At 67.5% G+C, this 24,352-nt stretch carries 22 protein-coding genes, 1 tRNA gene and 1 riboswitch; of the genes, 9 read left to right on the top strand and 14 right to left on the bottom strand.

Translation table 11 applies throughout. The annotated features are described in order from the left end of the window. Positions 1-186 precede the first annotated feature (186 nt). The 7 genes from AC1DBX_RS06390 to AC1DBX_RS06360 form a co-directional block, all read right to left on the bottom strand. Entirely contained in the window at positions 187-813 is a 627-nt protein-coding gene (locus tag AC1DBX_RS06390) for a 3'-5' exonuclease family protein (protein WP_476931322.1), read from the bottom strand. Continuing rightward, on the bottom strand, positions 810-1,652 hold the full coding sequence (locus tag AC1DBX_RS06385; protein WP_476931321.1) for a hypothetical protein: 843 nt from the start codon (positions 1,650-1,652) through the stop codon (positions 810-812). The genes AC1DBX_RS06390 and AC1DBX_RS06385 overlap by 4 nt, the downstream gene beginning before the upstream one ends. A gap of 212 nt (positions 1,653-1,864) precedes the next feature. Further along, entirely contained in the window at positions 1,865-2,563 is a 699-nt protein-coding gene (locus AC1DBX_RS06380; protein ID WP_476931320.1) for a hypothetical protein, read from the bottom strand. A gap of 449 nt (positions 2,564-3,012) precedes the next feature. Further along, positions 3,013-3,909: a DNA/RNA non-specific endonuclease gene (locus AC1DBX_RS06375; RefSeq protein ID WP_476931319.1), complete on the bottom strand. Its 897-nt coding sequence runs from the start codon at positions 3,907-3,909 to the stop codon at positions 3,013-3,015. A 351-nt stretch (positions 3,910-4,260) separates the two neighbouring features. Beyond that, positions 4,261-4,938, bottom strand: a complete 678-nt coding sequence (locus AC1DBX_RS06370; protein ID WP_476931318.1) for a hypothetical protein — start codon at positions 4,936-4,938, stop codon at positions 4,261-4,263. 85 nt (positions 4,939-5,023) lie between these two features. After that, a complete protein-coding gene (locus tag AC1DBX_RS06365; RefSeq protein ID WP_476931317.1) occupies positions 5,024-5,797 on the bottom strand; it encodes a hypothetical protein in 774 nt (257 codons plus the stop codon). 190 nt (positions 5,798-5,987) lie between these two features. Beyond that, a tRNA-Ser gene (locus AC1DBX_RS06360) sits at positions 5,988-6,077 on the bottom strand. 127 nt (positions 6,078-6,204) lie between these two features. On the opposite strand from AC1DBX_RS06360, the gene AC1DBX_RS06355 reads away from it, so the two are divergent. From AC1DBX_RS06355 to AC1DBX_RS06340, 4 genes are read left to right on the top strand one after another with little or no spacing between them, the layout of a single operon-like run. Further along, positions 6,205-7,266 carry a zinc-dependent alcohol dehydrogenase gene (locus AC1DBX_RS06355; RefSeq protein WP_476931316.1) on the top strand — a complete coding sequence of 354 codons (1,062 nt, stop codon included), beginning with the start codon at positions 6,205-6,207 and terminating at the stop codon, positions 7,264-7,266. A 3-nt stretch (positions 7,267-7,269) separates the two neighbouring features. Next, complete coding sequence (locus tag AC1DBX_RS06350) at positions 7,270-7,668, top strand: 6-pyruvoyl trahydropterin synthase family protein (RefSeq protein WP_230010077.1); 399 nt, start codon at positions 7,270-7,272, stop codon at positions 7,666-7,668. 9 nt (positions 7,669-7,677) lie between these two features. Next, complete coding sequence (locus AC1DBX_RS06345; RefSeq protein ID WP_476931315.1) at positions 7,678-8,928, top strand: glycosyltransferase; 1,251 nt, start codon at positions 7,678-7,680, stop codon at positions 8,926-8,928. A 35-nt stretch (positions 8,929-8,963) separates the two neighbouring features. Continuing rightward, the gene (locus tag AC1DBX_RS06340; RefSeq protein WP_476931314.1) at positions 8,964-10,295 is read left to right on the top strand and encodes a DNA glycosylase AlkZ-like family protein; all 1,332 of its coding nucleotides are present in this window, start codon (positions 8,964-8,966) and stop codon (positions 10,293-10,295) included. Between the two features lie 10 nt (positions 10,296-10,305). Here the strand turns inward: AC1DBX_RS06340 and AC1DBX_RS06335 are convergent, their stop codons facing one another. After that, positions 10,306-10,806 (bottom strand): nucleoside deaminase, encoded by a 501-nt coding sequence (locus AC1DBX_RS06335; RefSeq protein WP_223914411.1) that lies wholly within the window; start codon positions 10,804-10,806, stop codon positions 10,306-10,308. 89 nt (positions 10,807-10,895) lie between these two features. Here AC1DBX_RS06335 and AC1DBX_RS06330 point away from each other — a divergent pair, with 89 nt between their 5' ends. The 4 genes from AC1DBX_RS06330 to AC1DBX_RS06315 all read left to right on the top strand — a co-directional run bounded on the left by AC1DBX_RS06330 (position 10,896) and on the right by AC1DBX_RS06315 (position 13,583). After that, on the top strand, positions 10,896-11,750 hold the full coding sequence (locus tag AC1DBX_RS06330) for a phosphatase PAP2 family protein (RefSeq protein ID WP_476931313.1): 855 nt from the start codon (positions 10,896-10,898) through the stop codon (positions 11,748-11,750). A 12-nt stretch (positions 11,751-11,762) separates the two neighbouring features. Next, positions 11,763-12,398: a uracil phosphoribosyltransferase gene (upp, locus tag AC1DBX_RS06325; protein WP_018774274.1), complete on the top strand. Its 636-nt coding sequence runs from the start codon at positions 11,763-11,765 to the stop codon at positions 12,396-12,398. Positions 12,399-12,469: 71 nt separating this feature from the next. Continuing rightward, positions 12,470-12,847, top strand: coding sequence for a glyoxalase superfamily protein (locus AC1DBX_RS06320; protein WP_476931312.1), 378 nt, complete (start codon positions 12,470-12,472; stop codon positions 12,845-12,847). A gap of 55 nt (positions 12,848-12,902) precedes the next feature. Further along, positions 12,903-13,583, top strand: coding sequence for an HAD-IA family hydrolase (locus AC1DBX_RS06315; RefSeq protein WP_476870975.1), 681 nt, complete (start codon positions 12,903-12,905; stop codon positions 13,581-13,583). 54 nt (positions 13,584-13,637) lie between these two features. Here AC1DBX_RS06315 and AC1DBX_RS06310 read toward each other — a convergent pair whose 3' ends face one another. The 6 genes from AC1DBX_RS06310 to AC1DBX_RS06285 all read right to left on the bottom strand — a co-directional run bounded on the left by AC1DBX_RS06310 (position 13,638) and on the right by AC1DBX_RS06285 (position 22,941). Then, positions 13,638-15,719, bottom strand: a complete 2,082-nt coding sequence (locus AC1DBX_RS06310) for an ArnT family glycosyltransferase (protein WP_476931311.1) — start codon at positions 15,717-15,719, stop codon at positions 13,638-13,640. 6 nt (positions 15,720-15,725) lie between these two features. After that, entirely contained in the window at positions 15,726-17,792 is a 2,067-nt protein-coding gene (locus tag AC1DBX_RS06305) for a glycosyltransferase family 39 protein (RefSeq protein ID WP_476931310.1), read from the bottom strand. Beyond that, positions 17,793-19,226: a bifunctional glycosyltransferase family 2/GtrA family protein gene (locus AC1DBX_RS06300; protein WP_476931309.1), complete on the bottom strand. Its 1,434-nt coding sequence runs from the start codon at positions 19,224-19,226 to the stop codon at positions 17,793-17,795. Positions 19,227-19,386: 160 nt separating this feature from the next. After that, complete coding sequence (locus tag AC1DBX_RS06295) at positions 19,387-20,226, bottom strand: aggregation-promoting factor C-terminal-like domain-containing protein (RefSeq protein ID WP_476931308.1); 840 nt, start codon at positions 20,224-20,226, stop codon at positions 19,387-19,389. After that, a riboswitch (cyclic di-AMP (ydaO/yuaA leader) is annotated at positions 20,226-20,385 on the bottom strand. It overlaps the preceding gene by 1 nt. A gap of 183 nt (positions 20,386-20,568) precedes the next feature. Beyond that, entirely contained in the window at positions 20,569-22,179 is a 1,611-nt protein-coding gene (locus AC1DBX_RS06290; protein ID WP_476857764.1) for a sensor histidine kinase, read from the bottom strand. 21 nt (positions 22,180-22,200) lie between these two features. Beyond that, positions 22,201-22,941, bottom strand: a complete 741-nt coding sequence (locus AC1DBX_RS06285; RefSeq protein ID WP_079551963.1) for a response regulator transcription factor — start codon at positions 22,939-22,941, stop codon at positions 22,201-22,203. A gap of 242 nt (positions 22,942-23,183) precedes the next feature. Here AC1DBX_RS06285 and AC1DBX_RS06280 point away from each other — a divergent pair, with 242 nt between their 5' ends. Further along, positions 23,184-24,128, top strand: a complete 945-nt coding sequence (locus AC1DBX_RS06280) for a hypothetical protein (RefSeq protein ID WP_476931307.1) — start codon at positions 23,184-23,186, stop codon at positions 24,126-24,128. Positions 24,129-24,352 lie beyond the last annotated feature (224 nt).

Below are 24,352 nucleotides of genomic sequence, written 5' to 3'. Positions count from 1 at the left end.
GGTCATTCCCAAGGGCGCTAGCTAAAGTCCCAGAGAGAATAGCTCCGGGCGGGTGTCGCATGCTCGGTGACGACCCCGTTCTTCGTGTCAATGAACACTGACCCGGTGAAGCAGAGGTACTCAACAGAAACCTGGGCAAGCTTGACCCCTGCAGGTGCCAACTCAGCTACTGCCACCCGGAAGTCGTCAGTAGGAGAAGATGTCTCCGCAACGTCGGAGGTCAGTCTCGACGCGGGTGGTTAGATAGTCGAAACTCGCGTCCATCACACTGCTCAAGCCGAGGTCCAACGCACGTTCCGTCAGGCAATCGATAAGGGGTAGCAGATTTGAGACGTCTCCCACCGCGTAGGCGGACTGCTCCTCGCTTAGGAAAGGCGTTGTCCAATCAGAAGTTTGCAGACTTTTGTCCAGACGGACACCCAAATGGAGTTCCATCAGATATTTAAGGCTGTAGTGGTCCGACGGCTTATCGGGTCCTAGAATCTTGGCGAGAACTTTCGTGCAAGCAACATTTTGCGCCTTGAATCCCCACTGCCAGCGCATGAAGCGAAGGTCAAACGCAGCGTGATGAAATACCTTCTGTAGCGAGGATGAGGTAATCAACGTCAGAATGCGCTCAGGCTTCCCGTCCTGGAGCTGTACGACTTCCGTTCCGATTCCGGCGACATGAATCTGACAGGTAGCGATCCTGTCACTCGCCCAGTCCAGACCGGTCGTTTCGATGTCGCAAGCGACACGTTCTGCTCTCATAGCAGAGTCGGCGAACTCCTCGGTGAGGTCCTCCCGTACGATGCGAACCGGCAATGAAATCATAGCTCGTCGTGGATGGGCAATGGCCCAGCCCCGACCCCGATTAGTCTGGTCATCTCGCTTGCCTCGACCTCTGTGCTTTGGCCTCTGAGAGCCTCAAAATCGGCCTTAACGAAACTCGCGAAAGTACCATTCTCAAGAATTAGGAAAGGAGTCTCGGTGGTTCGGATACCGGTGTGAGGGTACAGGACCAGGACGAACTTCTGGTCGAACTGGTAAAAGCTATGCGTCGGCTGACCCGTGCGGAAATGAACCTTGATCGTACCGGTGGCCGATTTTGCAAGATCGAGCATTTCAGAAGCTGCCTCTAAGATGCGGCTTCGGACTACCGCGGGGTCACGAGCGAAACGGTGTGCCAGCGACGCAACGATTACTTCGTCCTCAGGGTCAGGCAGGAACAGATCCAACCTGTTTCGCTTGTTCTGGGCGAACTTGCGGACGCTGGCTGCATTGTTACCGATCCAACTTCCTCCGTAGGCAAGGTGGATCTTTATGGTGCTACTGCCAGCAAACAGGTCAACCCAAGGAACCTGTTCCACGCTGTTAGCCGCTTTCGTGATGCCAGCCCGGACTACTTCCTCGGATAGGTCCACGTGATCGAGGACTTCACGGATAAGGCTGCGTCGGCCGGCGAAGTCCCAAAGGAAACCGAGACCGCCCGTTGTCAACGCGACCGCGCTGAGGTTGGAGAGCAACGGGTACCAAAACGGGTTCTTGTCGACGGGAAGGTGCCACGCAACGAGGATCAATCCAATCAACCCAGCGGCGGTGAAAACAGCAGAAATTAGGAAGATGCGATAGTTGCTTAACTTCTCCTGCATGGTGACGTTGGGTGGCGTCATATGAACTCCTCAATACCTTCCTTAGCCGTGTGTCGGGAACCAGCGTCGACTTGCGGCCGTGCACGGGGCGAGCTATTTCGCCCGTAGCCATCCTTGCATCGAACTCTGTCGGCCCGCGACAAGTTTGGGGATGAACCTGCGCGCAAGGCATCTAAATCAACGCATGGACGTGCCCGCTACAGTGAACCCGGCTTGGCGACACTCCTAAAAACTTAGCCAAACGTGCTGGCATTTTGTGCTCGCCTGGAGTCATCCCACGACATCGAGGGTGGTCCAAGAAGCTTCTGCGTGGCCTTGATTATGGACCACCCAAACAGATGGTTTCCGCCGGCACCAATACCAGCCCCGATGAAATAGGGGACCTGTTTACCCAGTACTAGCACGCCCTGCTTCGTGCCCCACTTGGTAACGAATCGCGGTCCGAGGACTTTGTTGGCTCTATTGATGACCGACATGGGAATTGCCTCGACAACTTTCTTTCCCCAATATGGCGCTGTGCGGTCGATCAGCGGGTCCAAAGTGATCGTGGCGACAGAATTTCCTAGGAGGGCAGTTGTGACTAGGAATGCACGTCGCTCAACGTCGTCGACGTCCAAACCATGGATTTCAGCAACGGACAGCGTGTAGAAGACCGATGCCTCCAAGAACGAAATCATTTCGCCCAGCGCGACGGGAACTTGCACTAGTCCATTTGGGATGAAGGCGGCCGCACCCGCCGCCGCGCCAGTGCTTGTGACCGCACCGAGATACCACATGTTCAGGTAGGAGATGAGTTCTGCGGGAGACTTGCTGGGATGAACTCGCCGCAGACGCTCAACGTTCGCTACAGCTAGTGGGTACTGCGCCTCAAGCGCCTTGGTGTAGCCCGCTTTGATAACGGCTTTGGGGTCAAACTTCTTGTCTTCTGCCACCAACTGATTATGGCTGTGTGTCACCGGGTTTTGCTCGGTGACACGAATCGAAGTCGTAACGGCTGCAAACACACCCCATAGAGGATTGGCGGCATTTCAAGAAGGCTCGGGTTAACCTGCCGTACTGGCTAGGCCCGTGATCTTCCCGGTACGCCTTGGCGCACGAAATGCCCCGGCGCGCCCGCCGACGTTTGGGAGGGTCCCGGAGAGGGAGCACCCAGTTCCGGCACTACAGATGGGGCTCCGGTTCCCCTGTCTTGAGAGTTGCACGTCCCCGTCGGGCAACCTTGCGCAGCGGGTTGGGCACCCCCGAGACTGTCACCGAACCACGCATCTATTCCGCAGATTGGATGACAACCTGCGACAGCTGATGACAGCAAAAAATAGCCCTGACCTGCGGCGATCGAAGCTGCTGATAGCCCGCAAAAACTTCCGAAAGAGCCGTACTCTTACTCGTCTAGTTCGAAGTCGAGATCAAGGTCCCGTGGTGTTCTCAGTCGCCGCCAGGTTGAAGCGACGCCGGCGGTGGGCAGGGTTGAAGCAGTGGGCATCCGGTCCACGGCGGTCAGTTGTTCCAAGTCGAGTCCGGTCAGCACTGCGATATCTCTGATGGGTACCTGGAAGGTGCGGAACGGACCCAACGGGGGAGCCTCGTCCAGTGTTCCAGGCCGGGGTACGTCCGGGAGGTCGGCCAGCTGGGGTGTCTGGTCCACGACGTATCCGGTGGCGGCGAGGGAGCCGTGGTGCATGAATGCGGCGACTTTGAAAAACTTCAGCGGAATCTGCACACCGCGGTAGACGGGGTCGGTGTCACTGAAGATCGGGCCCGTAAAGACGACGAGCCGCCGGCCGTTGTCCGCTGCGTTGTCCTGCAGGTAGGACTCCAGCCCGAGCCAGAGGTCCATTCCCTGGTTGAACTCGGCCGCCTGCGGGGCTGCGTTCGTGTAATGGAAAGTGTCCGCGTTGGCCCGTTCGGCTTCCGCCAGTGTGTCGCCCCAAACTGCTGATGCCCTGCGGACGAGGTGGCCGCGGTCGATGTCGTTACGGGCGTAGACCGTCTCGCCCGTCTGCTGGTCCGCGCGCAACCGCGGATCCAGTCTCCACGGGATCCCGGACCGGTCCAGATCGATCATTTTGGTGCCGTCCATTCCGAGCGCAGTAACGGCGGCCAGGCGCTTGTCCAGTCGCATGAGCACAGAAAAGTGGGTGTAGGGGAGCAGGACGGACTCGACGCCCTCCAGTGTCGGAATGGGCACCGGCACACCAAGGAAGCCAGCGTCGAAACCGGACTGGTCCGACAGATCGCGTGCAGCAGCACGATCCCGTCCCAGCAACAGTTCATCCATGCCCGGATCCTAACAGCCGCCGGTGACAACGAAGTGAATCGGCGCCGGCCGCTCGAAGTCCGGCCCCCGAAGGCGGCCCGGGAAACCTCCGGCTGCCGGGCCGGACACTACGGCTCCGCAGACACTGCCTTCGGGCGTCAGTTGGCGCGGCCGGCTATGGGGTCCATCTTGTCCGTCGCAGGGCTCTGGGCACCCTGGCCCTGTTGCCTGACGGCGTTTTGGCTGCTGTCCCTAAGTTGTTACCGGGTGTCCCGCGCGATCATTGTAGGCTCGGGGCTACCCAGGGGAGGTATGGCTTTGGAAGGGCGTCTTGCCCAGAGCCAACGAATCTCATGAGGATGAGAACGAGACTCAGGCTGGAGTTTCAGCCGCCTTCGAACTACTGGCAATCCTCATGAGAAGAGCCCCCGCGAGGTTGTCCTTGATCTTCCTCCGCTGATCCCCCGTCGCGTTCGGCCATTGGCTGGCCAACACCTGAAAACGGCTGCTTGCGCCCTGTAGGGCGTCGAACGCCGCGTTCCTGGCGGCTTCGTTCTCGTGGTCTGCGTCTGCCGCCATCCTCAGGTCATACAACCACTGCGGCCACGCAAGCAGCAGGATGAGGTCCAGCTCGCCGGCGTCCTCAATGGCCCAACGGTGCGCCGCCGAATATGCCTGACGGTAGTTGGCAAGCAGAGTTTCACGGTCGCGCCGGTATTCAATACTCATTTGGTGCACCGCAGCGATCATGTCTGTTACGGCGACAATCATCCTGTCCCTGCTGGCTTCTGACCGTTGATCCCGGAGCTGCTGTGTCAGGGTGTCCTTCTGGGCTTTTAAAGCTGCCGCCGACTGAAGACGTTGCTCCTCTAGTGCCGCGTCAGCCAATACAGCTTGCAGCTCCAGCGCTTCCTTAGCCAGCGTTGACTGATGCCTGTTGGTCCGCCCGACGACCATCCATGCCACTACAGCAGCTGCTACGGCGCCAATCGTTGCGCCGAAGGTGCCGCTCCATAGTTGTAGAAGCCACATCTCATCACTGTTCATCACGCATGAATCCTATTTGCATCGACGCCCCACACGCGAAGCTCCGCCAGCGGGCACCGCCTACGTGCGATCCGAACCGAGGCTAGGTCTACTGGGTCAGACTGTGAATCCAGTCCATTCCAGCTTCCACTGCCTTCGTTGTGATGGCTGTTCCAGTCGTCCGGGCCAACTCGACGGCGACCTTGAAGTAGGCGCCCCGTTTCGCTGGTGTTTCGGCAGTCGCTGCTGTCGTCGTCAGCGCGCCGACCAACTGCATGGACGCAGATCTAGCGGGCGCGCCGCCACTTGTTTGCAGATTATCGAGAGTGAAACGTACTTCTTGGATCAGTTGGAGGAGATACAGCCGCGTGGGCACGAGAAGGGAATCATCGCCCCGGATCAGGTCTTCTGCGTGAACCAAGGTCTCAAAAATGTTGGCTTGATTATCGCCGAAAGCAGGTTCCCACTGCACCAGGTCAAGAGTCGTGGCAAGCGACTGAAGAAGGTCTAGAGATGCCTCATCGACCAGAGGGACTTTGCCTGCGGTGGTCCAGCCCGTGCTTATAGCGAAGAGCCCCTGATACCAGGAAGGGACTTTTTTCCTGTAAACGGATACATCGGTTCCGGAATCTGCCAGCGCATTCAGAGCGGCCTGAATATCGGCGAGCCAGTCAAGTCCACGTCGATGTTCCGCCCAGAAACTGGGGTTGAACGGATCGCCGTCTCCTCTTACAGACATGGCGCTTAGAGTTTGTGGTACTTCCCATTGACCAAAAAGGGCGAGAAGACTGCGTGCACTGTTCATCGGGTTCCCGGGCGTATAAGAAGGCTCGACCGATTCTATCGATATCAAGGCAAGAAATCGGTCGATTTTGACCTGCATGCAGGAGAAAAATGCATTCTTGCCGGGGAATGCCGTGACTGCCTCTGTCCCTTGGGCTGTAGGGCAAGGTTGGCGGCTGGGCTCCCGTGGCGCTGGAAGGTTTGCCAATTCTTTGCCAAAGGGCCCATTCAAGGCAAAGCAAAGGCCCCTACTTCCCTTGTAAACAAAGGGAAGCAAGGGCCTCGCTACATGGCGGTGACGGTGGGATTTGAACCCACGTTGGCTTTTACACCAAACAACATTTCGAGTGTTGCACCTTCGGCCGCTCGGACACGTCACCAACCTGACTAGGGTACCGGAGCAAGGCGCCCATCCACAAAACGAGCCCCAACGGCACCCGCCCGCCGACTCGCCGGAACCCGCCGCCCTTCCCCGCGAACAGCCCGGGCACTAGATTCGTAAGCACAATGACGACTTCTGAACAGCACGCCACGGCCACCGCCTATTGGACCGTCGGCCCCGAACAAGGCGAGCTCCGCAGCGAGGACCTGCCCGCCCCCGGACCCGGCGAGGCACTGGTCCGGACCCTGTATTCGGGCATCAGCAAGGGCACCGAACTGGTAGTCCACCGCGCGAGTGTCCCGGAGTGCGTCGCCAACGCGATGGCGGCCCCCAACCAGGAGGGGGACTTCCCGTACCCGGTGAAGTTCGGCTACCTCACCGTGGGGGTGGTCGAGGACGGACCGGAGGGCTGGGCCGGGAAGACCGTCTTCTGCCTCTATCCGCACCAGGACCGCTTCATCGTCCCGGTCGAAGCCCTCACCATCATTCCCGACGGCGTCCCGGCCCGCCGCGCGGTGCTCACCGGCACCGTGGAAACCGCGATCAACGGCCTCTGGGAGGCCGGACCCCGCCTGGGCGACAGGGTTGCTGTGATTGGGGCCGGACTGGTCGGCGGCATGGTGGCCAAGCTCCTGGCCGGGTTTCCGCTCGCGCGGCTGCAGCTGATCGACGTCGACCCCGCCAAACGGGCGTTCGCGGACGCACTCGGCGTCGACTTCAGCCACCCCGACGATGCCCTCCCGGACTGCGACATCGTGATCCACTGCTCGGCCTCGCAGGAAGGACTGCAACGGAGCCTGCAGCTGGTGGGCGACGACGGCGACATCATCGAAATGTCCTGGTACGCCGACCGGAAAATCTCCCTCCCATTGGGGGAGGACTTCCACGCCCGCCGTCTGTCCATCCGCGCCAGCCAGGTGGGGATGGTGGCCCGCGCCCGCCGGCACCGCCGCACCAACGCCGAGCGTCTCGCGCTCGCCGTGTCCCTGCTGCAGGATCCGGTCTTCGATGTCTTCCTGACCGGCTCCTCGACGTTCGCAGAGCTCCCCGGCGTCGTCCAGCGCCTCGCCGACGGCAACCTGGACGCCCTGTGCCACGTCATCGAATACCCGTCCTGGGACGCTCCATCCGCCGACCAGCCCACTGAGTTCAAATCCGCCGACCAGCCCACCGAAGCCACGAGGTAGCCCGTGTTTAGTCTGACCGTCCGTCGCAATTTCATGATCGCCCACAGCCTTCCGCGCGAGGTCTTCGGCCCGGCCCAGGGCCTGCACGGGGCCACGTTCGTCACGGAGGTGACGTTCCGCCGTCGTGAGCTCAATGACGACGCGATTGTGCTGGACATCGGCGCGGCAGGGGACGCGGTGGACGAGATTCTGGACGAGCTGAACTACAAGAACCTCGACGAGCACCCGGACTTCTCCGGCAAGCTGAGTACCACCGAAGCCCTCGCCCGGTACATCGCCGACGCCGTCGCCGCCCAGATCCGCGTCGGCAACGACGGGCGCGACCTCGCCGGGCTGGACGTCACCCTGCGCGAGACGCCCGATGCCTGGGCCAGCTACTCGCTGGACTTCGACGCCCGCTAGGCCCCGCTGATGCCGCCGGCCAGCCCTCGTATCCGTCTTGTGGTGCCCGGCAACGTCCGGCACAACTCCGGTGGCAACGTCTACAACGCGGCGCTCGCCGCCGAACTGGCGGCCCTCGGTGCCGCGGTGGAAACCTGCCCGCTCGACGGCGACTGGCCGGGAGGCAGCGCGGGGGACCGGCGGCGCCTGGCCACGCTGCTGCACGCCGGGCCCGACGGCGGCCGGGCCGGGGGCGGCGGCCCTGCAACTGCCGGGTCCGCAACCTGGGGCACGGTGACGGTGGTCGACAGCCTCCTCGCCTGCGGTGCGCCCGACGAGCTGGAAGCGGCTGCCGCGGCCGGGGTCCGGGTCTGGATCCTGCTTCATATGCCCCTGCCGGACCACGCGGAGCGCGAACGCAGGGCCCTGCGGGCCGCTGCCGGCGTCATCTGCACGAGCGGTTCGGCCGCGGCGGGCATCCGCGCCCGCCACGGCCTCGACGGCCTCCGGGTGGCCCTGCCCGGGACCGCCCCCGCGCCGCTCGCGTCCGGCAGCCTGTCAACCGGCGCTCCGCACTTCATCGCCGTGGCGGCCCTGCTGCCGAACAAGGACCAGTCGCTCCTGCTGGACGCGCTCGCCCGGCTCACGGATGTGCCCTGGACGGCGTCCCTCATCGGCTCGGACACCGCCGATCCGGCCTACGCCGCGCAGCTCCGGAACTCCGTGGAACGCCTGGGCCTGGCCGGGAGGGTCCGCATCCCGGGCGAGCTCCGGGGCCCGGCACTGGATGCTGAGTGGGATGCGGCCGATCTCAGCCTGCTGATCTCCCGGGCCGAAACCTACGGCCTGGTGGTCACCGAATCGCTGGCCCGCGGCATTCCCGTGGTGGTGCGCGAGGGCACCGGAGCCGTCGAGGCGCTTGCCGCCGGCACCCGGCCCGGGCCGCCGGCGGCCGGCATTCCGACGCCGGACAGCCCGCCGGACTTTCCGGCGCCCGGGTTGCCGGGCGCCGCCGTCGGGCTCGGAACGGACCCCGCTCCGCTGGCGGACCTGCTCCGCCGCTGGCTGGACGACCCCGGCCTCAGGGACCGCTGGCGGGAGGCGGCAGCGGCCGCCCGGGGCCGGTTGCCCGGCTGGGACGCCACCGCCCGGACCGTTCTGGGCTTCCTGTCCACGGAACCGACGGAACCGACGGAACCCACCGAAACCGCGGAAACCGCGGAACTCGGTGAAACAGAGGCACCCAGAAACCATACGGCGCGGGTTGATACGGCTTCTTGATACCGCTGACAGAGAAGCTGTTGGAGAATGAGCCCATGAGCACCCACCCTGTCGCCACGCAACCGCCGTCGGTAGAAAAGCCCGTCATCCTGCCGGAGGCGCAGAGCCTGACCCCGGAGCGGCTCCGGGCATGGTCCTGGCACCGGCAGGGCCTGGATGGCTCGCTGGCCGGCTGCACTGCGGAGCAGGTCCTCGCCCGGGCAGGCTGGGCCCGGTCCGTGGGCGGCGCCAACCCCTACCTCACGCTCTTCGCCCGCGCCGGGATCCGACGCGAAAAGGTGGACGCCGACGTCCTCGCCCACCGGATCCTGGAACTTCCGGTCGCCCGCGGCTGCACCTACGTCCTGGGCCGGGAAGACTTCGCCTGGGCGCTTCAGCTGGGCAGGGACGCGGCCGAGTCCGCGTTCAAGGTGGTCGGCCGGCTCGGCGTGGACCGCGGCGAGATCACGCTGCTGGAAGAGCAGGTGCTGCACACCCTCGCCGAGGCGGAGGGGCCCATGGATCCGCGGCAGCTCAAGGACGAGCTCGGCGATTCAGTGCGCAACCTGGGGGAGGAAGGCAAGAAGAAGGGCGCCACCACCACTCTGCCTACCGCCCTGGGGATCCTGCAGTCCGACGGACGGATCCGCCGGGTCCCGGCGAACGGGCGCCTGGACCAGCAGCGCTACGCCTACCAGCCATGGGGCCTGCCGCCCAGCGATCTTGACGACGAGGATGCACGCACCGAACTGATCCGCCGCTACCTGGGCTGGACCGGCGGAGCCACCTTCAAACAGTCGCAATGGTTCACGGGGTTCACCGTGGCGCAAAGCAAGGCGGCGCTCGCCGCCGTCGGCGCCGTCGAGGTGCCCACCGCCCTGTCCACAGCAATGGCCGGGTCGCATGCCGCCGCCGGCGCGGACCCGCTGTGGATGCTGCCCGAGGACCTCGGCGGCCTCTCCGCCTTCGAGGAGCCGGCGGGGGAACAGATCCAGCTGCTGGCAGGAACGGATTCCCTGTTCCTGCTGCGCCGCAACGCGGCGGACCTGCTGGCCGAGGAGGACCTGCACAAGCCGGCGCTGGGGTCCCTCGCGCTGCAGGCGGATCTCCCGGACCACCCGATCCTGGACCGCGGCCGGATCATCGGACTCTGGCAATACGATCCGGCCCAGGAACGGATCGTGCCCTGGCTGTTCCACGGCCCCACGCCCGCGGTGACGCAGCGGATCGCCGAGGTGGAAGCCTGGATCCGCGAGGACCTCGGTGATTTCCGGGCCTTCAGCCTGGACTCTCCGGCCTCCCGGCAGAAGCGGATCGATGGGCTCGCGGCTTCCGCTGTAGCCTCAGCGTCACCGGCCGGCGCGTCATCTGCCGGCGGCGCAGGCTAGCCGGAACGGATCAGGCGCGGTGCCCGGCGAAGAAGTCCCGCAGCAGCGCTGCGCACTCCTGCTCACGGACGCCTGCAACCACTTCCACCCAGTGGTTGAGCCGGCGCTCGCGGAGGATGTCGAACACGGAACCCGCGGCGCCGGCCTTCTCGTCCCAGGCACCGAACACCACCCGCGGAATCCTGGCGAGGACGATCGCTCCAGCGCACATCGCGCAGGGTTCCAGCGTCACCACCAGGGTGCAGTCCTCCAGCCGCCAGCCGTCGTCGCCCTTGCCTTCCAAAGCCCGGTGCGCCCGCAACCGCGCGGCGGCCTCCCGGATGGCGACCATCTCGGCGTGGGCCGTCGGGTCCCCCAGGGCCTCGCGTTCGTTTCGCCCGGCGCCCAGCACCGAACCGTCCGGTCCGATCACGACGGCGCCGATCGGCACGTCTGCGGTGGCCAGGGCATTCCGGGCCTCAACCAGGGCAAGGCCCATCCACTGGGCATGGCGCGGCTCCGGGGAAGTCATGGGTCAATGATAGTTTCGATCCTAAGCATGCTGTTCAGCCCGGCTGCGCAGTCCACGGGTTCAAATAGTCAAATATTCGGGAGACGGCCGTGACCACCAGAACAGAGAACTGGCTGACGGAGCGCTGGGGCAAATGGGTGGTGCCCTACGCGGCGCTGTGGATCACCATGCTGATCGGCGGCGTGGTGGTGGTGATCCTGGCCCTGACGAGTGCCGAGGTCTACGACAACGTGGTGGACGACGCGGGCCTGGCGAACCTGGACAAGCCGGCGCTGGCGTTCATGGAGCAGCTTCGCAACCCCGGCCTCGACGCGCTCATCACGGGATTCACCAACATCGGCGGCGGCATCGGGATGCCCATCCTGGCAAGCATCCTCACGGCAGTGCTCATCTACACCTCCCGGTCGTGGCGGCCGCTGATCCTGATCGGCGGCGCAGCCGCGGTCTCCGTGACGGCCACGTCCCTGGGCAAGAAACTGATCGGCCGGACCCGCCCGGACCATGCCGACGCCGTGCCGCCCTACGAGAACTCGCCGTCGTTCCCGAGCGGCCACACGCTGAACACCACGGTGGTGATCGCGCTCGTGGTGTACCTGGCCTGCCTGCACATCAAGCGGACCGGCGCCCGGATCGCCCTGATCGCCGCTGGTGTGATCTTCATCGTCGCGATGGGCCTGAGCAGGGTCTACCTGGGCCATCACTGGATGACCGATGTGATCGTCGGGTGGGTCATTGGTCTGGCGTGGGTGGGGATCGTGATCCTGGCCCACCGGCTCTTCCACGTGCTCCGGCACCGCGAACACGCCGGCGACGCGCCGACTTTTGAGCATCCCGCCCACCTGCATGACGGCGCCACCAAAGGCAGTGCCGTCGGCACTGCACAGGCAGGGACGAACGACGCCGATACCTCCGGCCCCGCGGGACGGTCTTCAGCATCCGGGTGATAGTTTTGACCCATGCGCACTCTCGTTGTGGACCACCCGCTGGTCGCCCATAAGCTCACCGTTCTGCGGGACAAGAACACCCCGTCCCCGGTCTTCCGCCAGCTCACCGAGGAGCTTGTCACGCTCCTCGCGTACGAAGCCACGCGTGACGTCCGCACCGAACCGGTGACCATCGAGACCCCCGTCAGCACCACCGTTGGCACCGCGTTCACCAAGCCCACCCCGCTGGTGGTCCCCATTCTCCGCGCCGGGCTGGGCATGCTCGAGGGCATGACCAAGCTGGTCCCCACGGCCGAGGTCGGCTTCCTGGGCATGGCCCGCGACGAAGAGACCCTGGACATCATCACCTACGCCGAGCGCCTCCCCGAGGACCTCACGGACCGGCAGATCTTCGTCCTCGATCCCATGCTGGCCACCGGCGGGACCCTGCGCGAGGCCATCAAGTTCCTCTTCAAGCGCGGCGCCTCCGACGTCACCTGCATCTGCCTGCTTGCCGCCCCGGAAGGCCTGGCCAAGCTGGAGGAAGAGCTGTCAGAGGCCAACGTCACGATCGTGCTGGCCTCGATCGACGAGAAGCTCAACGAGAAGTCCTACATCGTGCCCGGCCTGGGCGACGCCGGAGACCGCCTCTACGGCATCGCCGGCTAGGAGCGGCGCCGCCGAGGCGCAACACGGAGGATCCCTTCCGCGTCGCCGCGGACCGCGCTAGCCTGTGCGCCATGGATTGGAAACTTGAACTCGTGTTTGTGCCGGTGTCCGATGTGGACCGGGCCAAGGATTTCTACGTCAATAAGGTGGGCTTCAACGCCGACTACGACGAACGGCCCATGGAGGGCCTCCGGTTTGTCCAGTTGACGCCTCCGGGCTCCGGCTGCTCGATTGCGATCGGCGAGGGCCTCAACGACGCCCCGCCCGGTACCGCACCGAGCCTGCAGCTTGTGGTCAGCGACATCCAGGCCGCGCACAAGCAGCTCAAGGACAACGGAGTGGACGTCAGCGACGTCGACATCCAGGACTGGGGGCACTTTGTCCACTTCGCCGACCCCGACGGCAACAAGTGGGCAGTGCAGTACATCCCCTACCGGCCCAACGGCTGATCCCGGCAGGCTCCGCGCGGCAGGCTGACCCGGGGCCATGCGGCAGGATGGAGGCATGAGCTCTCCATCCCGTTCCGGCACCACCACCCTGACCGCCCGCGCCGTCCTGTTCGATATGGACGGCACGCTGGTGGATTCCACCAGCATCGTGGAGCAGGTGTGGACCACGTTTGCGGCCCGCTACGGCCTGGACATCGGCGAGATCCTGCGCTCCTCCCATGGCGTCCAGGCCATGGACACCGTCCGCAGGTTTGCTCCGGCCGGTTCCGACATCCAGGCCCTCGCGGCCGAGCTCGGCCGGATGGAGCTGGCCGAGACCCGGGGCATTGTTCCGGTTCCCGGCGCGCCGGAGCTGCTGGCGAGCCTGCCGCCGGATGCCGTGGCGCTGGTGACGAGCGCGTCACGGGACCTGGCCGGGGTCCGGATGGCAGCCGCGGGGATCGGCGTCCCGGCCGTCTCGGTCACATCGGAGGACGTCATGCGGGGCAAGCCCCACCCTGAGGGATACCTCCGGGCGGCCTCCCTGCTGGGTGTCGCCCCGGCCGACGCGGTGGTGTTCGAGGACGCCCCGGCGGGCATCGCCGCGGGCATCGCCGCCGGCGTCCGGACCGTGGCCGTGGGGCCCAATGCCGGCGAACTGCCGGACGGTGTGCTGCACATTCCCGACTACTCCGGGGTGGCCGTGACCACACACGTCACCGGCGCCGGCCTGCGCACCCTGTCCTTCACTTTCTAGCCCCCACCTTCCAGCCCCGCCGCCGCCCGGCCCGGACCCGACGGCGTCGCCCGCCTACCCGGCCAGCAGGTACACGCTGGTCCCGCCCACGGTCCGGGCGGTGAAGTTGTCCTGCACCCAGGCGGCAATCTGCGCGGCATCGTTGGCTCCGCTTTCGCCCTGCATCAGGCGCCCGGCAACGAAGTAGTGGATCCTGCCGTCGGCCACGTATTGCTGGAACTGCGCCAGGGTCGGTGCGGGATCCGTGCCGTTGAAGCCGCCCACGGCCATCACCGGGAGCTGCGTCGCCAGTTGGTAGCCGGCAGCGTTGTTGGATCCGACGACGGCGGCGGCCCACGTGTAGGTCCCGGCATCTGTCTGCAGCGCGGCCACGAGCGCCGCCGACGGCGTGCTGGCCCCGAGCAGGCCGCCCATTCCGCCCGCCCCTGGTCCGCGGCCTGTGCCTGTGCCGTTGCCGTTCGCCGTCGTGGCACCGCCGAAGCCGCCTCCTGCCGCGCCGCCGAGGGCCGGCGGTATCCCGGCCCCGCCCCGTCCGGACACGGACGGCCCGGCGCTGACAATCGAGCCGCTGTGGGCCGTGGCCGCGGTGGACAGCGAGTAGGCCAGCGGACCGGCGAGGGCCGCGGCGACGGCGAGCGCCGCCGTCGTTCGCGCCACCGTCTTGGACGCCATCATCCCCGTCCCTTTCACCCCCGCGGCCCCCTTGGCGCCCGGGGCCGCGGCGGCCAGCACCAGGCCGGCGGCGGCGAGCGCGCCCAGCAGCGTCACCCAGCGCAGCCACGGCATGTACGCCGCGGTGCGGACCAGGAGTTCGGCGGCCATGGCGCCGGCCGCCACGATCGCCACCGCGAGGACGGCGGCGGCCACGGGCTGGTTCCGTCGCTGCCAGAGCAGGACGCCGCCGAGCCCGGCGAGCCCGGCGATCCCGGGCGCCAGCGCCACCATGTAGTACGGGTGGATGATCCCGGCCATGAAGCTGAACGTCAGCCCGGTAACGGCAACCCAGGAGCCCCAGATGATCACCGAGGCCCGTACCGGGTCGGTGCGCGGCGCGCGGCGGCCCAGCCAGAGCAGCCCCGCTCCGAGCAGCAGCGCCGAGGGCAGCAGCCAGGCGATCTGGCCGCCGAACTCGCTGTTGAAGAGCCGGAACAGCCCAGGCGTGCCCCAGCCGTTGCTGCCGCCCACACTCCCGGTTTCATCCCCGTTCAGCCGGCCCAGGCCGTTGTAGCCCAGGGTCAGCTCCAGGATGGAGTTGTTCTGCGAGCCGCCGATGTACGGGCGGTCCGCCGCCGGAATGAGTTCGACCCCGGCCAGCCACCACCCGGCGGCGACGGCCATCGCCGCGCCCGCGCCGAGCAGGTGAAGAATGCGCCTGCCTGCCGCTGCCGGCGCCGCGAGCAGGTAGGCCACGGCGAAACCGGGGACAACCAGCAGGACCTGCAGCTGCTTGGTGAGGAACCCGAAGCCCAGCAGCACCCCGGCGAACAGCAGCCAGCGCACGCGCGCGTCCTGGATGGAACGCAACACGGCGTAGGCGGCCGCGGTCATGAGAAGCACCAGCAGGGCGTCGGGGTTGTTGAACCGGAACATCAGCACGGCCACCGGTGTCAGCGCCATGGCCGCACCGGCGAGGAGCCCCGCTCGGTGGGCCAGGCCGGCGTCAGCCGTGGCGGGGGCCGCGGCCCGGCGGACGGCCAGATATACCAGCCAGACCGTGCCGACCCCCATGAGCGCCTGCGGCACCAGGACGCTCCAGGAGCTCAGCCCGAAGATCCGCACCGACAGGCCCATCACCCACAGCGACGCCGGCGGCTTGTCCACGGTGATGGCGTTGGCGGCGTCGGAGGAGCCAAAGAACCAGGCCGCCCAATCCTGCGACCCGGCCTGGGCCGCCGCGGAGTAGAACGCGTTTGCCCAGCCGGAGGCGCCGAGGTTCCACAGGTACAGCACGGCCGTGGCCAGCAGCAGCCCCGCCAGTTCCAGCCGCATCCGCAGGGCCGGGGCGCCAAGGACGGCGCGCGTGCCGCCGGCAGCCGGGGGCTCCAGTCGCCGACGGCGGTCCCGGGCTTGCGGCCGCGGCCGCCCCGGCGTGCGGGCCGGCGCCGTGTCGGGGCGGGGGCTCAGGGTGTCAGTCATGGCGGTCTACGCTCCCAGTTTGTAGACGGTGGCGTTGCCCACGGTCTGGGCCTGGTAGTTGGCCGCGACCCAGGTGGCGACCTCGGAGTTGCCTCCGCGGCCCCCGCCCATGCCGCCCATGCCGCCGGAAATGAAGTAGCCGATCTCGCCGCGGTCCACCATCGCCTGGAACTGTGCGAGCGTCGGGTAGGGGTCGCCGCCGTTCCAGCCGCCGAGCGCGATCACGCTGGTGCCGGTGGCGAGTTCCAGGCTCGCGGCCTGGGTGGCGCCGGAGACAATCGCGGACCACTTGGCGCCGGAGGACTTCAGCAGCGCGGTCAACTCCGCCGAGGACGTTTCCCCGCCGGGGCCGCCGCCCATGCCGTCACTGCCGGCACTGCCCGCGCCGGCAGTGCCGGCCCTGCCTGCCGCCCCGAAGCCGCCGCCCATCGCGGACGCGGTGGGGCCCGACGTGGGGATCGAACCGGAATGCGGCTGGGCGACGGTCGCCAGTGTCCACGCGGTGCTTCCGAGCCCGCCGGCAAGCAGGCAGAGGATCACGACGCCGGCCGTGGCGGCCTTGCGGAACCGCGCCGGGAGAGCCGCCATGCCGTCCGCCCGCAGGAGCAGGGCCGCGGCGGCGAGCACGCCCAGGACCACGATGATCACCCGGAGCCCGGGAAGCCAGGACGGGTCGCGGCCCAAGAGCACAGCCGACCAGACCGAGGTGGCCAGCACCGTCACGGCCAGGACAACCCGGGCGGGCCAGTAGGCCCGGCCCCGCCACAGTTCCAGGGAACCGATGCCGGCCAGCGCCGCGATGGCGGGGGCCAGCGCCACGGCGTAGTACGGATGTACGGTGCCGCTCATGAAGCTGAAGATCCCCGCAGTGATGACCAGCCAGCCGCCCCACAGCAGGAGCGCCGCACGGGTTTTTGAGGTCCTGGCCTCGCGCCGGGTGAACCACAGCCCGGCGGCCAGCAGGATCAGGGCCGCCGGCAGCAGCCAGGACACCTCGCCGCCGAAGCTGGTCCCGAACATCCGGGTGATCCCGGCCGCGCCGCCGAAGCCGACGTTTCCGTTGCCGCCCGGGCCGCCGGCGTTGCCTCCCAGGTTTCCTCCGCCGGGCATGCCCCCGCCTGACCCGGTGATCCGGCCCAGGCCGTTGTAGCCGAACGTCAGTTCCAGGAAGCTGTTGGTCTCAGACCCCGCCATGTACGGCCGGACCGAGGCCGGCGTCAGCTGGAACAGCACAACGTAGCTGCCGGCCACGACGGCGATCCCGGCGGCGGCCGCCAGCAGGTGCAGGAGCCGGCGGCCGAGGGTGGTGGGCGCCGCCCACAGGTAGGCCAGGGCCAGCCCGGGAACGATCAGGAAGCCCTGCAGCATCTTGCTCAGGAACGCCAGGCCGATGACCGCGCCGGCCGCGGCGAGCCACTTCCAGCCGGCCTTCTCGATGGCGCGGGTGGTGAGGTAGGCCGCCAGTACCAGGCACAGGGTGAGCATCGCGTCCGGGTTGTTGAACCGGAACATGAGGGCGGCCACCGGGGTCAGCGCCAGGGCGCCGCCGGAGAGCAGGCCCGCGGCCGGCCCGGACACCCGCTTGATGGTCAGGTGGAGAAGCCCGACGGCGGCCACTCCCATGAGCGCCTGGGGAATGAGCATGCTCAGGGCCGAGAAACCAAAGATCCGTCCCGCGAGGGCGGGAATCCAGAGTGCGGCCGGGGGCTTGTCCACCGTGATGGCATTGCCGGCGTCGAGGGAACCGAAGAGCAGCGCGGTCCAGTCCTTGGTCCCGGCCTGGATCGCCGCGGCATAGAAGGAGTTGGCGTAGCCGGTGGCCTCCAGATTCCACAGGTACAACGCCGCGGTGACCACCAGGAGCAGCGCTGCCGAGGGCCGCACCCAGCGGGGCTGCGGTCCGAACAGCAGCCGGTCCCGGCGGCTTTGGGCGGCCGGCGCCGGGGACGCGGGCAGATGGGGCGCCGTCCCGCCGTCTCCGGGAACCGGGTGTGGCTGTTCCTCGGCGGCCGGCGGCCTGCCGACCGGGGAACCGCCCTGGGCTCCGGCGGTGGGGCTGATGGTTGCCGTCATTTACTTGGCCTTTTCTGTGCGGGGGAGGGAATGATCGGGGGCACCGGGCGCCGGAACGGCAGCGGCGGGCCTGTGGCGGAAGACCACCAACCGGAAGAGCAGGAACTTCACGGCCGTGGCGGCCAGGTTGGCGGCGGTGACCGTGAGCAGTTCAAGCCAGCGGTCCGGGGCCGCTCCCGACGCGGCGTGAACGAGGGCGAGTGCGCCCGAGGTCAGGGCCAGCCCGATGCCGAAGACCAGCAGCCCCTCAAAATGGTGGCGAGCCGCCTGGCTGCCGCCCTGGATGCCGAACGTGAAGCGCCGGTTGGCCGCAGTGTTGGCCACGGCGGTGGTGAGCAAGGCGAGGAAGTTTGCCAGCTGCGGGTCCATGAACCCGCGGCAGAGCAGGAAAATCGCCAGGTAGGCCAGGGTGGAGGCCACCCCGATGCTGCCGAAGCGGACGAGCTGTCCGAAGAGGCTTCCGCCGGGGCTTTGTTCCTGTGCCCGCGAGGCGGCCGGCAGCGGTCCGCGGGCCAGGGCCGCGCGCAGGTCGGGAACCGGGATCCGGCCCGAGACCAGGTCCCGGCTCAACCGTGCCATGCCGCGCAAGTCCGCGAGGGCCGTCTGGACGATGTCCACGCTGGAATCCGGGTCGTCGGTCCAGTCCACCGGGACTTCGTGGACGCGCAGGCCGCACTTTTCTGCCAGAACCAGCAGCTCGGTGTCGAAGAACCAGGCGTTGTCCAGCGTGTGGGGAAGCAGTTGCCGGGCCACGTCCGCCCGGATCGCCTTGAAGCCGCACTGCGCGTCACTGAAGTGGGCGCCCATGAGGGCCTGGAGCAGGAAGTTGTAGCTGCGCGAGATGAATTCCCGTTTGGGTCCGCGGACCACGCGGGAGTTGCGGGTCAGCCGTGTCCCGATCGCCAGGTCGGAGTGCCCGGAAATGAGCGGGGCAAGGAGCGGGCCGAGGGCCGCCAGATCAGTGGAAAGATCCACATCCATGTACGCCAGGACCGGCGACGGCGAGGCCAGCCACACCTTGCGGAGTGCGTTTCCGCGGCCCTTTTCTGCCATATGGACCACCGTCACTTCGCGCAGCTCGCGGGCTACCCGTTCCGCGGCCTTGAGCGTTCCGTCGGTGCTGGCGTTGTCCGCCACGGTGATCCGGAAGGAATGCGGGAAGGCGCCGAGCAGGTACGCGTGGAGCCGGCGCAGGCAGGCCTCGAGGTCCCGTTCCTCGTTAAAGACCGGGATGGTGACGTCCAGCAGGGGCGTGCTGGCGCGCGTATCAATGGCCGTGCGCCGGCCGCCGGGGCCGGTCAGGGCCCCGGCGATCGGGCCCGGGACGGGTGCGTCGGCCAGTGCAAGCCCCGAGGGTGCCCCTGGGGCCGCCGGGCCGGCCGGCGTCGCCGTGGAGCGGGGCAGGGTTCCTGTGGCCTGGTCTGTGAATGTCATGGCTCAACTTTCCCGGCGGCCCATATGAGGGCTTTAGGGTCAAGCTGTGCGGGGGCTGTGGAAGTCCGGGCCGCCGGGGCCGGTCCGGCCGTGGAGACGCAAAGAGGCCCCGGATCCATGCGGATCCGGGGCCTCCAGGGCGGGGGCGGCTAGTGCCGGTTTAGTACCAGTTGTGTGCGTAGTGGAAGTTCAGGGCGCCGCAGGGGGAACCGTAGCGCGACTTGACGTAGTTCAGGCCCCAGTTGATCTGGGTCCGGTAGTTGGTCATGTAATCGGCGCCGGCGCTCGCCATCTTCGAGGCGGGCAGGGACTGGACCACGCCGTAGGCGCCGCTGCTGGCGTTCGTGGCGGTGGTCTTCCAGTCGGATTCCTTGGTCCACAGCTTGTGCAGGCACTGCATCTGGCCGGGTGCCCAGCCATAGCTTCCCAGCTGGGACGCGGCGTAGGCCTGCGCGCCGGCGGGGTCGTCGACTGCGACCGGCGCGGGGGCCGGAGCGGCTGCGGGGACCGGAGCGGCTGCCGGAGCGGGAGCTGCCGCGGGAACCGGAGCAGGTGCAGGGGCTGCCGCGGGGGCCGGAGCGGGTGCTGCCGCGGCTGCCGGCGCGGCAGCAGCGGGGGCGTGGATCAGCGCTTCGGCTGCCTTAACCTCCGAGATCTGGGGAGCCACGTTCTTTTCCGCTGGAGCGGTCGGCCCAGCCACCTGGACCCGCTCGAAGTTGAGCTTGGCCAGCGGGTCGGCGATCGTGGCCGTCTGGCTCGCAACATTCGCCGTGTGGGCGCCCGGCTCTGCCGCCTGGCTGGCGGCGCCGCCACCCAGCAGCAGCGCGCAAGCGGCGGTGACGACGGCGGCACGGCGGCCGGTTACACCGAGCCCGGCGGCGAACCTCGACAGGGCGGATGCCTGCTTGACCGGTTCGGCGCGGTGGCGCGACTTGGCGGCGCCAACTGAGCGGGAATGCGAACCGCCGTCAGGGCGTGTTTGTACCTGGAATTCAGTCATGGTGGCCTCTCAACGCCGGCGGAGTTAGCTGTCGGGTTCGGATGAGGTCATCCGGCCGCACGGAACATCACGTGTCGGCTTCACCCCGAGGGCGCATGAAAGCAGATTGCCCGGGAACTCTGGGTCCCCCGCCTCTGCCTGGTCCAGCGGAATCCGGGAAGCGGCAGAGTTTGGCGTCCGTCCGGATATGCGGCACCGATGGCGGCGCACGCTAACGACGCTACAGGACCCGGCCGCTTAAGTCACATTTTGGTAACAGGAGTCACAGTGCCGGGGTGTCGGGTTGCGCCGGGCTCGCCGGTCGACCGTCCGGGTCGTTTGCGCCGGCGGCGGCCGTTCCGGTTACGCCGGCGGCGGCGAGGCGGGCAGCCGCACGGCGAACTCCGTGCGGCCCGGCCGGGACGTGACCTCGACTGTTCCTCCGTGGGCCTCCACGATCGACTGGACAATGGACAGGCCCAACCCGCTGGTGCCCTCGGACGTCGGCGCGGCGGTCGCCGTGCCGTGACCTCCGCGGCTGCCGGAAACGGCGCCGGAGGACGAGCGTGCGGGAGCCCCGGACCCGACCCTGGCCGTCGCGACGGCAGAATCGGCGGGGACGGCTGCGGGGTTCGACGCCGGATTGGTGCGCGAGGCGTCGGCCCGGGTGAAGCGGGCGAAGACCCGGCCGATAAATTCCGGGGCGATGCCGCTGCCATTGTCTGTCACGGTGACCACGGCACTGCCGTCAGCCGAGCGCATGACGCCCGTGACCACCTTGGTCCCGGGTTCCGTGTGCTTGCGCGCATTGGACAGCAGGTTGGCGAGGACCTGGTGAAGCTGGGTCGCATCACCGCGCACCACCACGGGCTCGTCCGGAAGTTCCAGCTGCCAGATGCGGTCCGGGGCCATGACTTTCTCATCGCTGACCGTCTCGATGGCCAGTTGGGTGAGGTCGACGTCGGAGATTTTGAGCGGCTGTCCCTCGTCCAGGCGCGCCAGCAGCAGCAGGTCCTCCACGAGCGTGGTCATCCGCTCGGACTGGCTTTGCACACGGGCGAGGGACCTCTCGCCGTCGGGGGTGAAATGCTCGGTCATCCGCATCAGCTCCGTGTAGCCGCGGATGGCCGTCAGCGGGGTGCGGAGTTCGTGCGAGGCGTCGGCGACGAACTGCCGGACCTTCATCTCGCTCTCCTGCCGCGCCTCGAGAGCGTTGGAGACGTTGTCCAGCATCTTGTTCAGCGCGTAGCCCACGCTGCCCACTTCCGTTCCGGGATGGGCCGCCGACGTCGGGACGCGGACCCCGAGCGCCACCTCGCCGGCGTCCAGCGGGAGACGGGAGACCTTAGTGGCAACCTCGGAGAGCTGTTCCAGCGGCTTCATGGTCCGCCGGATCAGGGCCGTGCCGGCGAGCCCGATCAGCACGAGCCCGCCTGCGGACACCACCACCATGGTCCAGACCAGGGAGGCCAGGGTGCTTTGTTTTTCTGCCAGCGGGAGTCCGGTCACAATCACGTCACCGTACGGTGTTCGCGCCGCCGTGAGCCGGTAGGCGCCGGCCGAAAGGCTGCGGTCCACGGACACGCCGCTCGGGGTGAGGGCCAGGAGAACCTTGTTGTCGGCGGGGGAGAGGCTCTTGACCGCGCCGTCCCCGGCCAGGAACCCGGCCCTGCTGACTTCGCCGTCCACTATCCGTGCGTTAAGCGTCCCGACGCCCTGTCCCCGGGCTTCGAGGGGGTCGGGGCGCCTGCCCGAATCGTCGGAGGAGGGCCGGCCGAACTCGCTCGAACGGTGCGAGGCCTGGTCCAGCTGGGTGTCGAGCTGCCGGGTGAGGAAGAGGTCCATGGAGGCGTAGCTGAACAAGCCCACAGCGCCGCAGATGGCCACGAGCAGCGCCATGGCGACCAGGACCAGCCGGGTGCGCAAATGCCACGTCGACGGGTTGCGCCAGTCGCGTCCGGGGACGCGGGTCATGCCGGAAAGTGAGGGCACGGATCAGTCCGCCGGTTTCAGGACGTACCCGGCTCCGCGCACCGTGTGGATCATCGGAGCGTGGTTGGCGTCGACCTTCTTGCGGAGGTAGGAAATGTACAGTTCCACGATGTTCGCCTGGCCGCCGAAGTCGTAGTCCCAGACACGGTCCAGGATCTGGGCCTTGCTGATGACCCGCTTCGGGTTTTCCATGAGGTAGCGCAGCAGCTCGAACTGCGTGGCGGTCAGGTGCATTTCCTCACCGGCCCGGGTGACTTCGCGGGTGTCGACGTTGAGCACGAGGTCTCCCACTACGAGTTCGGCGGTGTCCATGGCAGCCACTCCGGAGCGCTGGACCAGCCGGTGCAGGCGCAGCAGCACCTCTTCCATGCTGAACGGCTTGGTGACATAGTCGTCGCCGCCGGCCGCCAGTCCGGTGATGCGGTCCTGGACGGCATCCTTGGCGGTGAGGAACAGCGCCGGCACCTCCGGCGCGAACGCGCGGATCCTGTTCAGCAGTTCGACGCCGTCGAACCCGGGCAACATCACGTCCAGCACCAGCACGTCGGGGCGGAACTCCTTGGCTAGCCGGACGGCTCCGGGCCCGTCCTCGGCTACGGCCACAGACCAGCCGGCCATCCGGAGCCCCATGCTCATGAGCTCGGAGAGGCTGGGCTCGTCATCCACCACGAGGGCGCGGATGGGGGAGCCGTCCGGATGCGTGAGCTGGGGAAGGTTGTTGGTCATGGAGTGCGAAGTGGCCATGGGGACAACTCTCCGATCTGCCGGTTAGGCGGGGCTTTGGGGACCCTGTGCGGCACCTGTGAATCCCAGCCTAGCGAGCTGGATGCCGTTGCGGGACCGTACGGGCCGCACCGGCCATGTTCAAACCCCTTTACCGTCCGGCGCCAACGTCACAGGCCGGGCTGTCGGCCCGCACAGCCCAGGCACAGGATCGCTCACCACTCTGGGGTGAACACCGATCCGCACCCTAAAGGAGAAATACCATGAGCGGTCAGCATCCCGGAGCCGGTTCCGGACCAGCCCCCGAGCCAGCCCCCACGCCCACCACCGGCGCGCCAGCGGCGCCCGCGCCGGTAACCACACCCCGTACTGCCTGGCAGTACGGCGCCGGACACACCGACGCCGGAACAGTCCAAACCGGGCACGCTGACGGCGGGCGGCCGGAAGCAGGCGCTGCCGGCGGCTGGGGCGCGCCCCCGGTTTGGACGGTTCCGGCCTCGGAACCTGCCTGGGGCATGCCCCGGCAGGAACCTGTGCCCGCCGCAGCCACAGGCTGGGGCGCGCCGGGAACTTCCGCCAAGACGGCCTCGGCGGCAAAGCCATGGACCCTCAAGCGGGGGCTCGCCGTCGCCGGAGCCGCCGCAGTCCTGGCCGTCGGCGCCGGGGCGGGCGTCTATGCCCTCACCTCAAGCGCAACGGCAGCCACCGGTGCGGCCGGCGGGGCGGGCGCCGGCGGACCCGGCGGCCAGGGTGTCGCCCCGGGCGCGCCAGGTTCAGCGCAAGACGGTTCCGCGCAAGGTGGTTTCGCGGGCGGCGGCATGCCGGGGCAGGGCGGTCCCGGCGACTTCGCTGCCGGGGGGATGGGCAGCGGGCTTTCCGCGGCAGTACACGCCGAATACGTGGTGCTGCAAGGAAGCGCGTACACCACGATGGCCGAGCAGCTGGGCACAGTGAGCGAGGTCAGCTCGTCCTCCGTGACCGTCAAGAGCAGCGACGGTTTCACGCGCAGCTATGCGCTGGGCAGCGACGTCGTGGTGAGTAATCTGCAACAGCGGCGCCAGCAGGCCGGCGGCGCGGGCACGCAGCTGAGCGTCGCGGACATCGTGGCGGGCGGGACGGTGCGGATCGTGGCGGCCAAGGACGGCTCCGGCTACACGGCGGCCTCCGTCATGGTGGTCGCGGCGACGGCCACCGGCCAGTCGAACTGACCCGCCGCAGCCGCCATCGCCACCGTGCCTGACCGGCGGCGATGCCGGCTGCCCACTCCGTGGACCGCCTCGCAGGCGGCGGTGGGCAGGCGCGGTTTGGCCCAACTCGCCGTGCTGTGAATGATTTGCCTGATGCAGTCGGCCTTGACCGAATAATATTCGAGAAAGCGCACTTGCTGACCTTCCGGTCAGTAAAACACTTGTTATTTTATTGCCGCTGCAGA

The sequence above is a fragment of the Arthrobacter sp. 10N44_2 genome (genome assembly GCF_056394385.1).
This window is presented reverse-complemented; position numbering and strand designations above follow the sequence as displayed.

Coding starts and splice junctions, on each gene's coding strand:
- AC1DBX_RS06305 (WP_476931310.1), bottom strand. CDS start 17,792: ATGACGGCAACCATCAGCCCCACCGCCGGAGCCCAGGGCGGTTCCCCG.
- AC1DBX_RS06315 (WP_476870975.1), top strand. CDS start 12,903: ATGAGCTCTCCATCCCGTTCCGGCACCACCACCCTGACCGCCCGCGCC.
- AC1DBX_RS06295 (WP_476931308.1), bottom strand. CDS start 20,226: ATGACTGAATTCCAGGTACAAACACGCCCTGACGGCGGTTCGCATTCC.
- AC1DBX_RS06355 (WP_476931316.1), top strand. CDS start 6,205: ATGACGACTTCTGAACAGCACGCCACGGCCACCGCCTATTGGACCGTC.
- AC1DBX_RS06300 (WP_476931309.1), bottom strand. CDS start 19,226: ATGACATTCACAGACCAGGCCACAGGAACCCTGCCCCGCTCCACGGCG.
- AC1DBX_RS06310 (WP_476931311.1), bottom strand. CDS start 15,719: ATGACTGACACCCTGAGCCCCCGCCCCGACACGGCGCCGGCCCGCACG.
- AC1DBX_RS06335 (WP_223914411.1), bottom strand. CDS start 10,806: ATGACTTCCCCGGAGCCGCGCCATGCCCAGTGGATGGGCCTTGCCCTG.
- AC1DBX_RS06280 (WP_476931307.1), top strand. CDS start 23,184: ATGAGCGGTCAGCATCCCGGAGCCGGTTCCGGACCAGCCCCCGAGCCA.
- AC1DBX_RS06390 (WP_476931322.1), bottom strand. CDS start 813: ATGATTTCATTGCCGGTTCGCATCGTACGGGAGGACCTCACCGAGGAG.
- AC1DBX_RS06385 (WP_476931321.1), bottom strand. CDS start 1,652: ATGACGCCACCCAACGTCACCATGCAGGAGAAGTTAAGCAACTATCGC.
- AC1DBX_RS06320 (WP_476931312.1), top strand. CDS start 12,470: ATGGATTGGAAACTTGAACTCGTGTTTGTGCCGGTGTCCGATGTGGAC.
- AC1DBX_RS06285 (WP_079551963.1), bottom strand. CDS start 22,941: ATGGCCACTTCGCACTCCATGACCAACAACCTTCCCCAGCTCACGCAT.
- AC1DBX_RS06340 (WP_476931314.1), top strand. CDS start 8,964: ATGAGCACCCACCCTGTCGCCACGCAACCGCCGTCGGTAGAAAAGCCC.
- AC1DBX_RS06345 (WP_476931315.1), top strand. CDS start 7,678: ATGCCGCCGGCCAGCCCTCGTATCCGTCTTGTGGTGCCCGGCAACGTC.
- AC1DBX_RS06290 (WP_476857764.1), bottom strand. CDS start 22,179: ATGACCCGCGTCCCCGGACGCGACTGGCGCAACCCGTCGACGTGGCAT.
- upp (WP_018774274.1), top strand. CDS start 11,763: ATGCGCACTCTCGTTGTGGACCACCCGCTGGTCGCCCATAAGCTCACC.
- AC1DBX_RS06365 (WP_476931317.1), bottom strand. CDS start 5,797: ATGCAGGTCAAAATCGACCGATTTCTTGCCTTGATATCGATAGAATCG.
- AC1DBX_RS06375 (WP_476931319.1), bottom strand. CDS start 3,909: ATGGATGAACTGTTGCTGGGACGGGATCGTGCTGCTGCACGCGATCTG.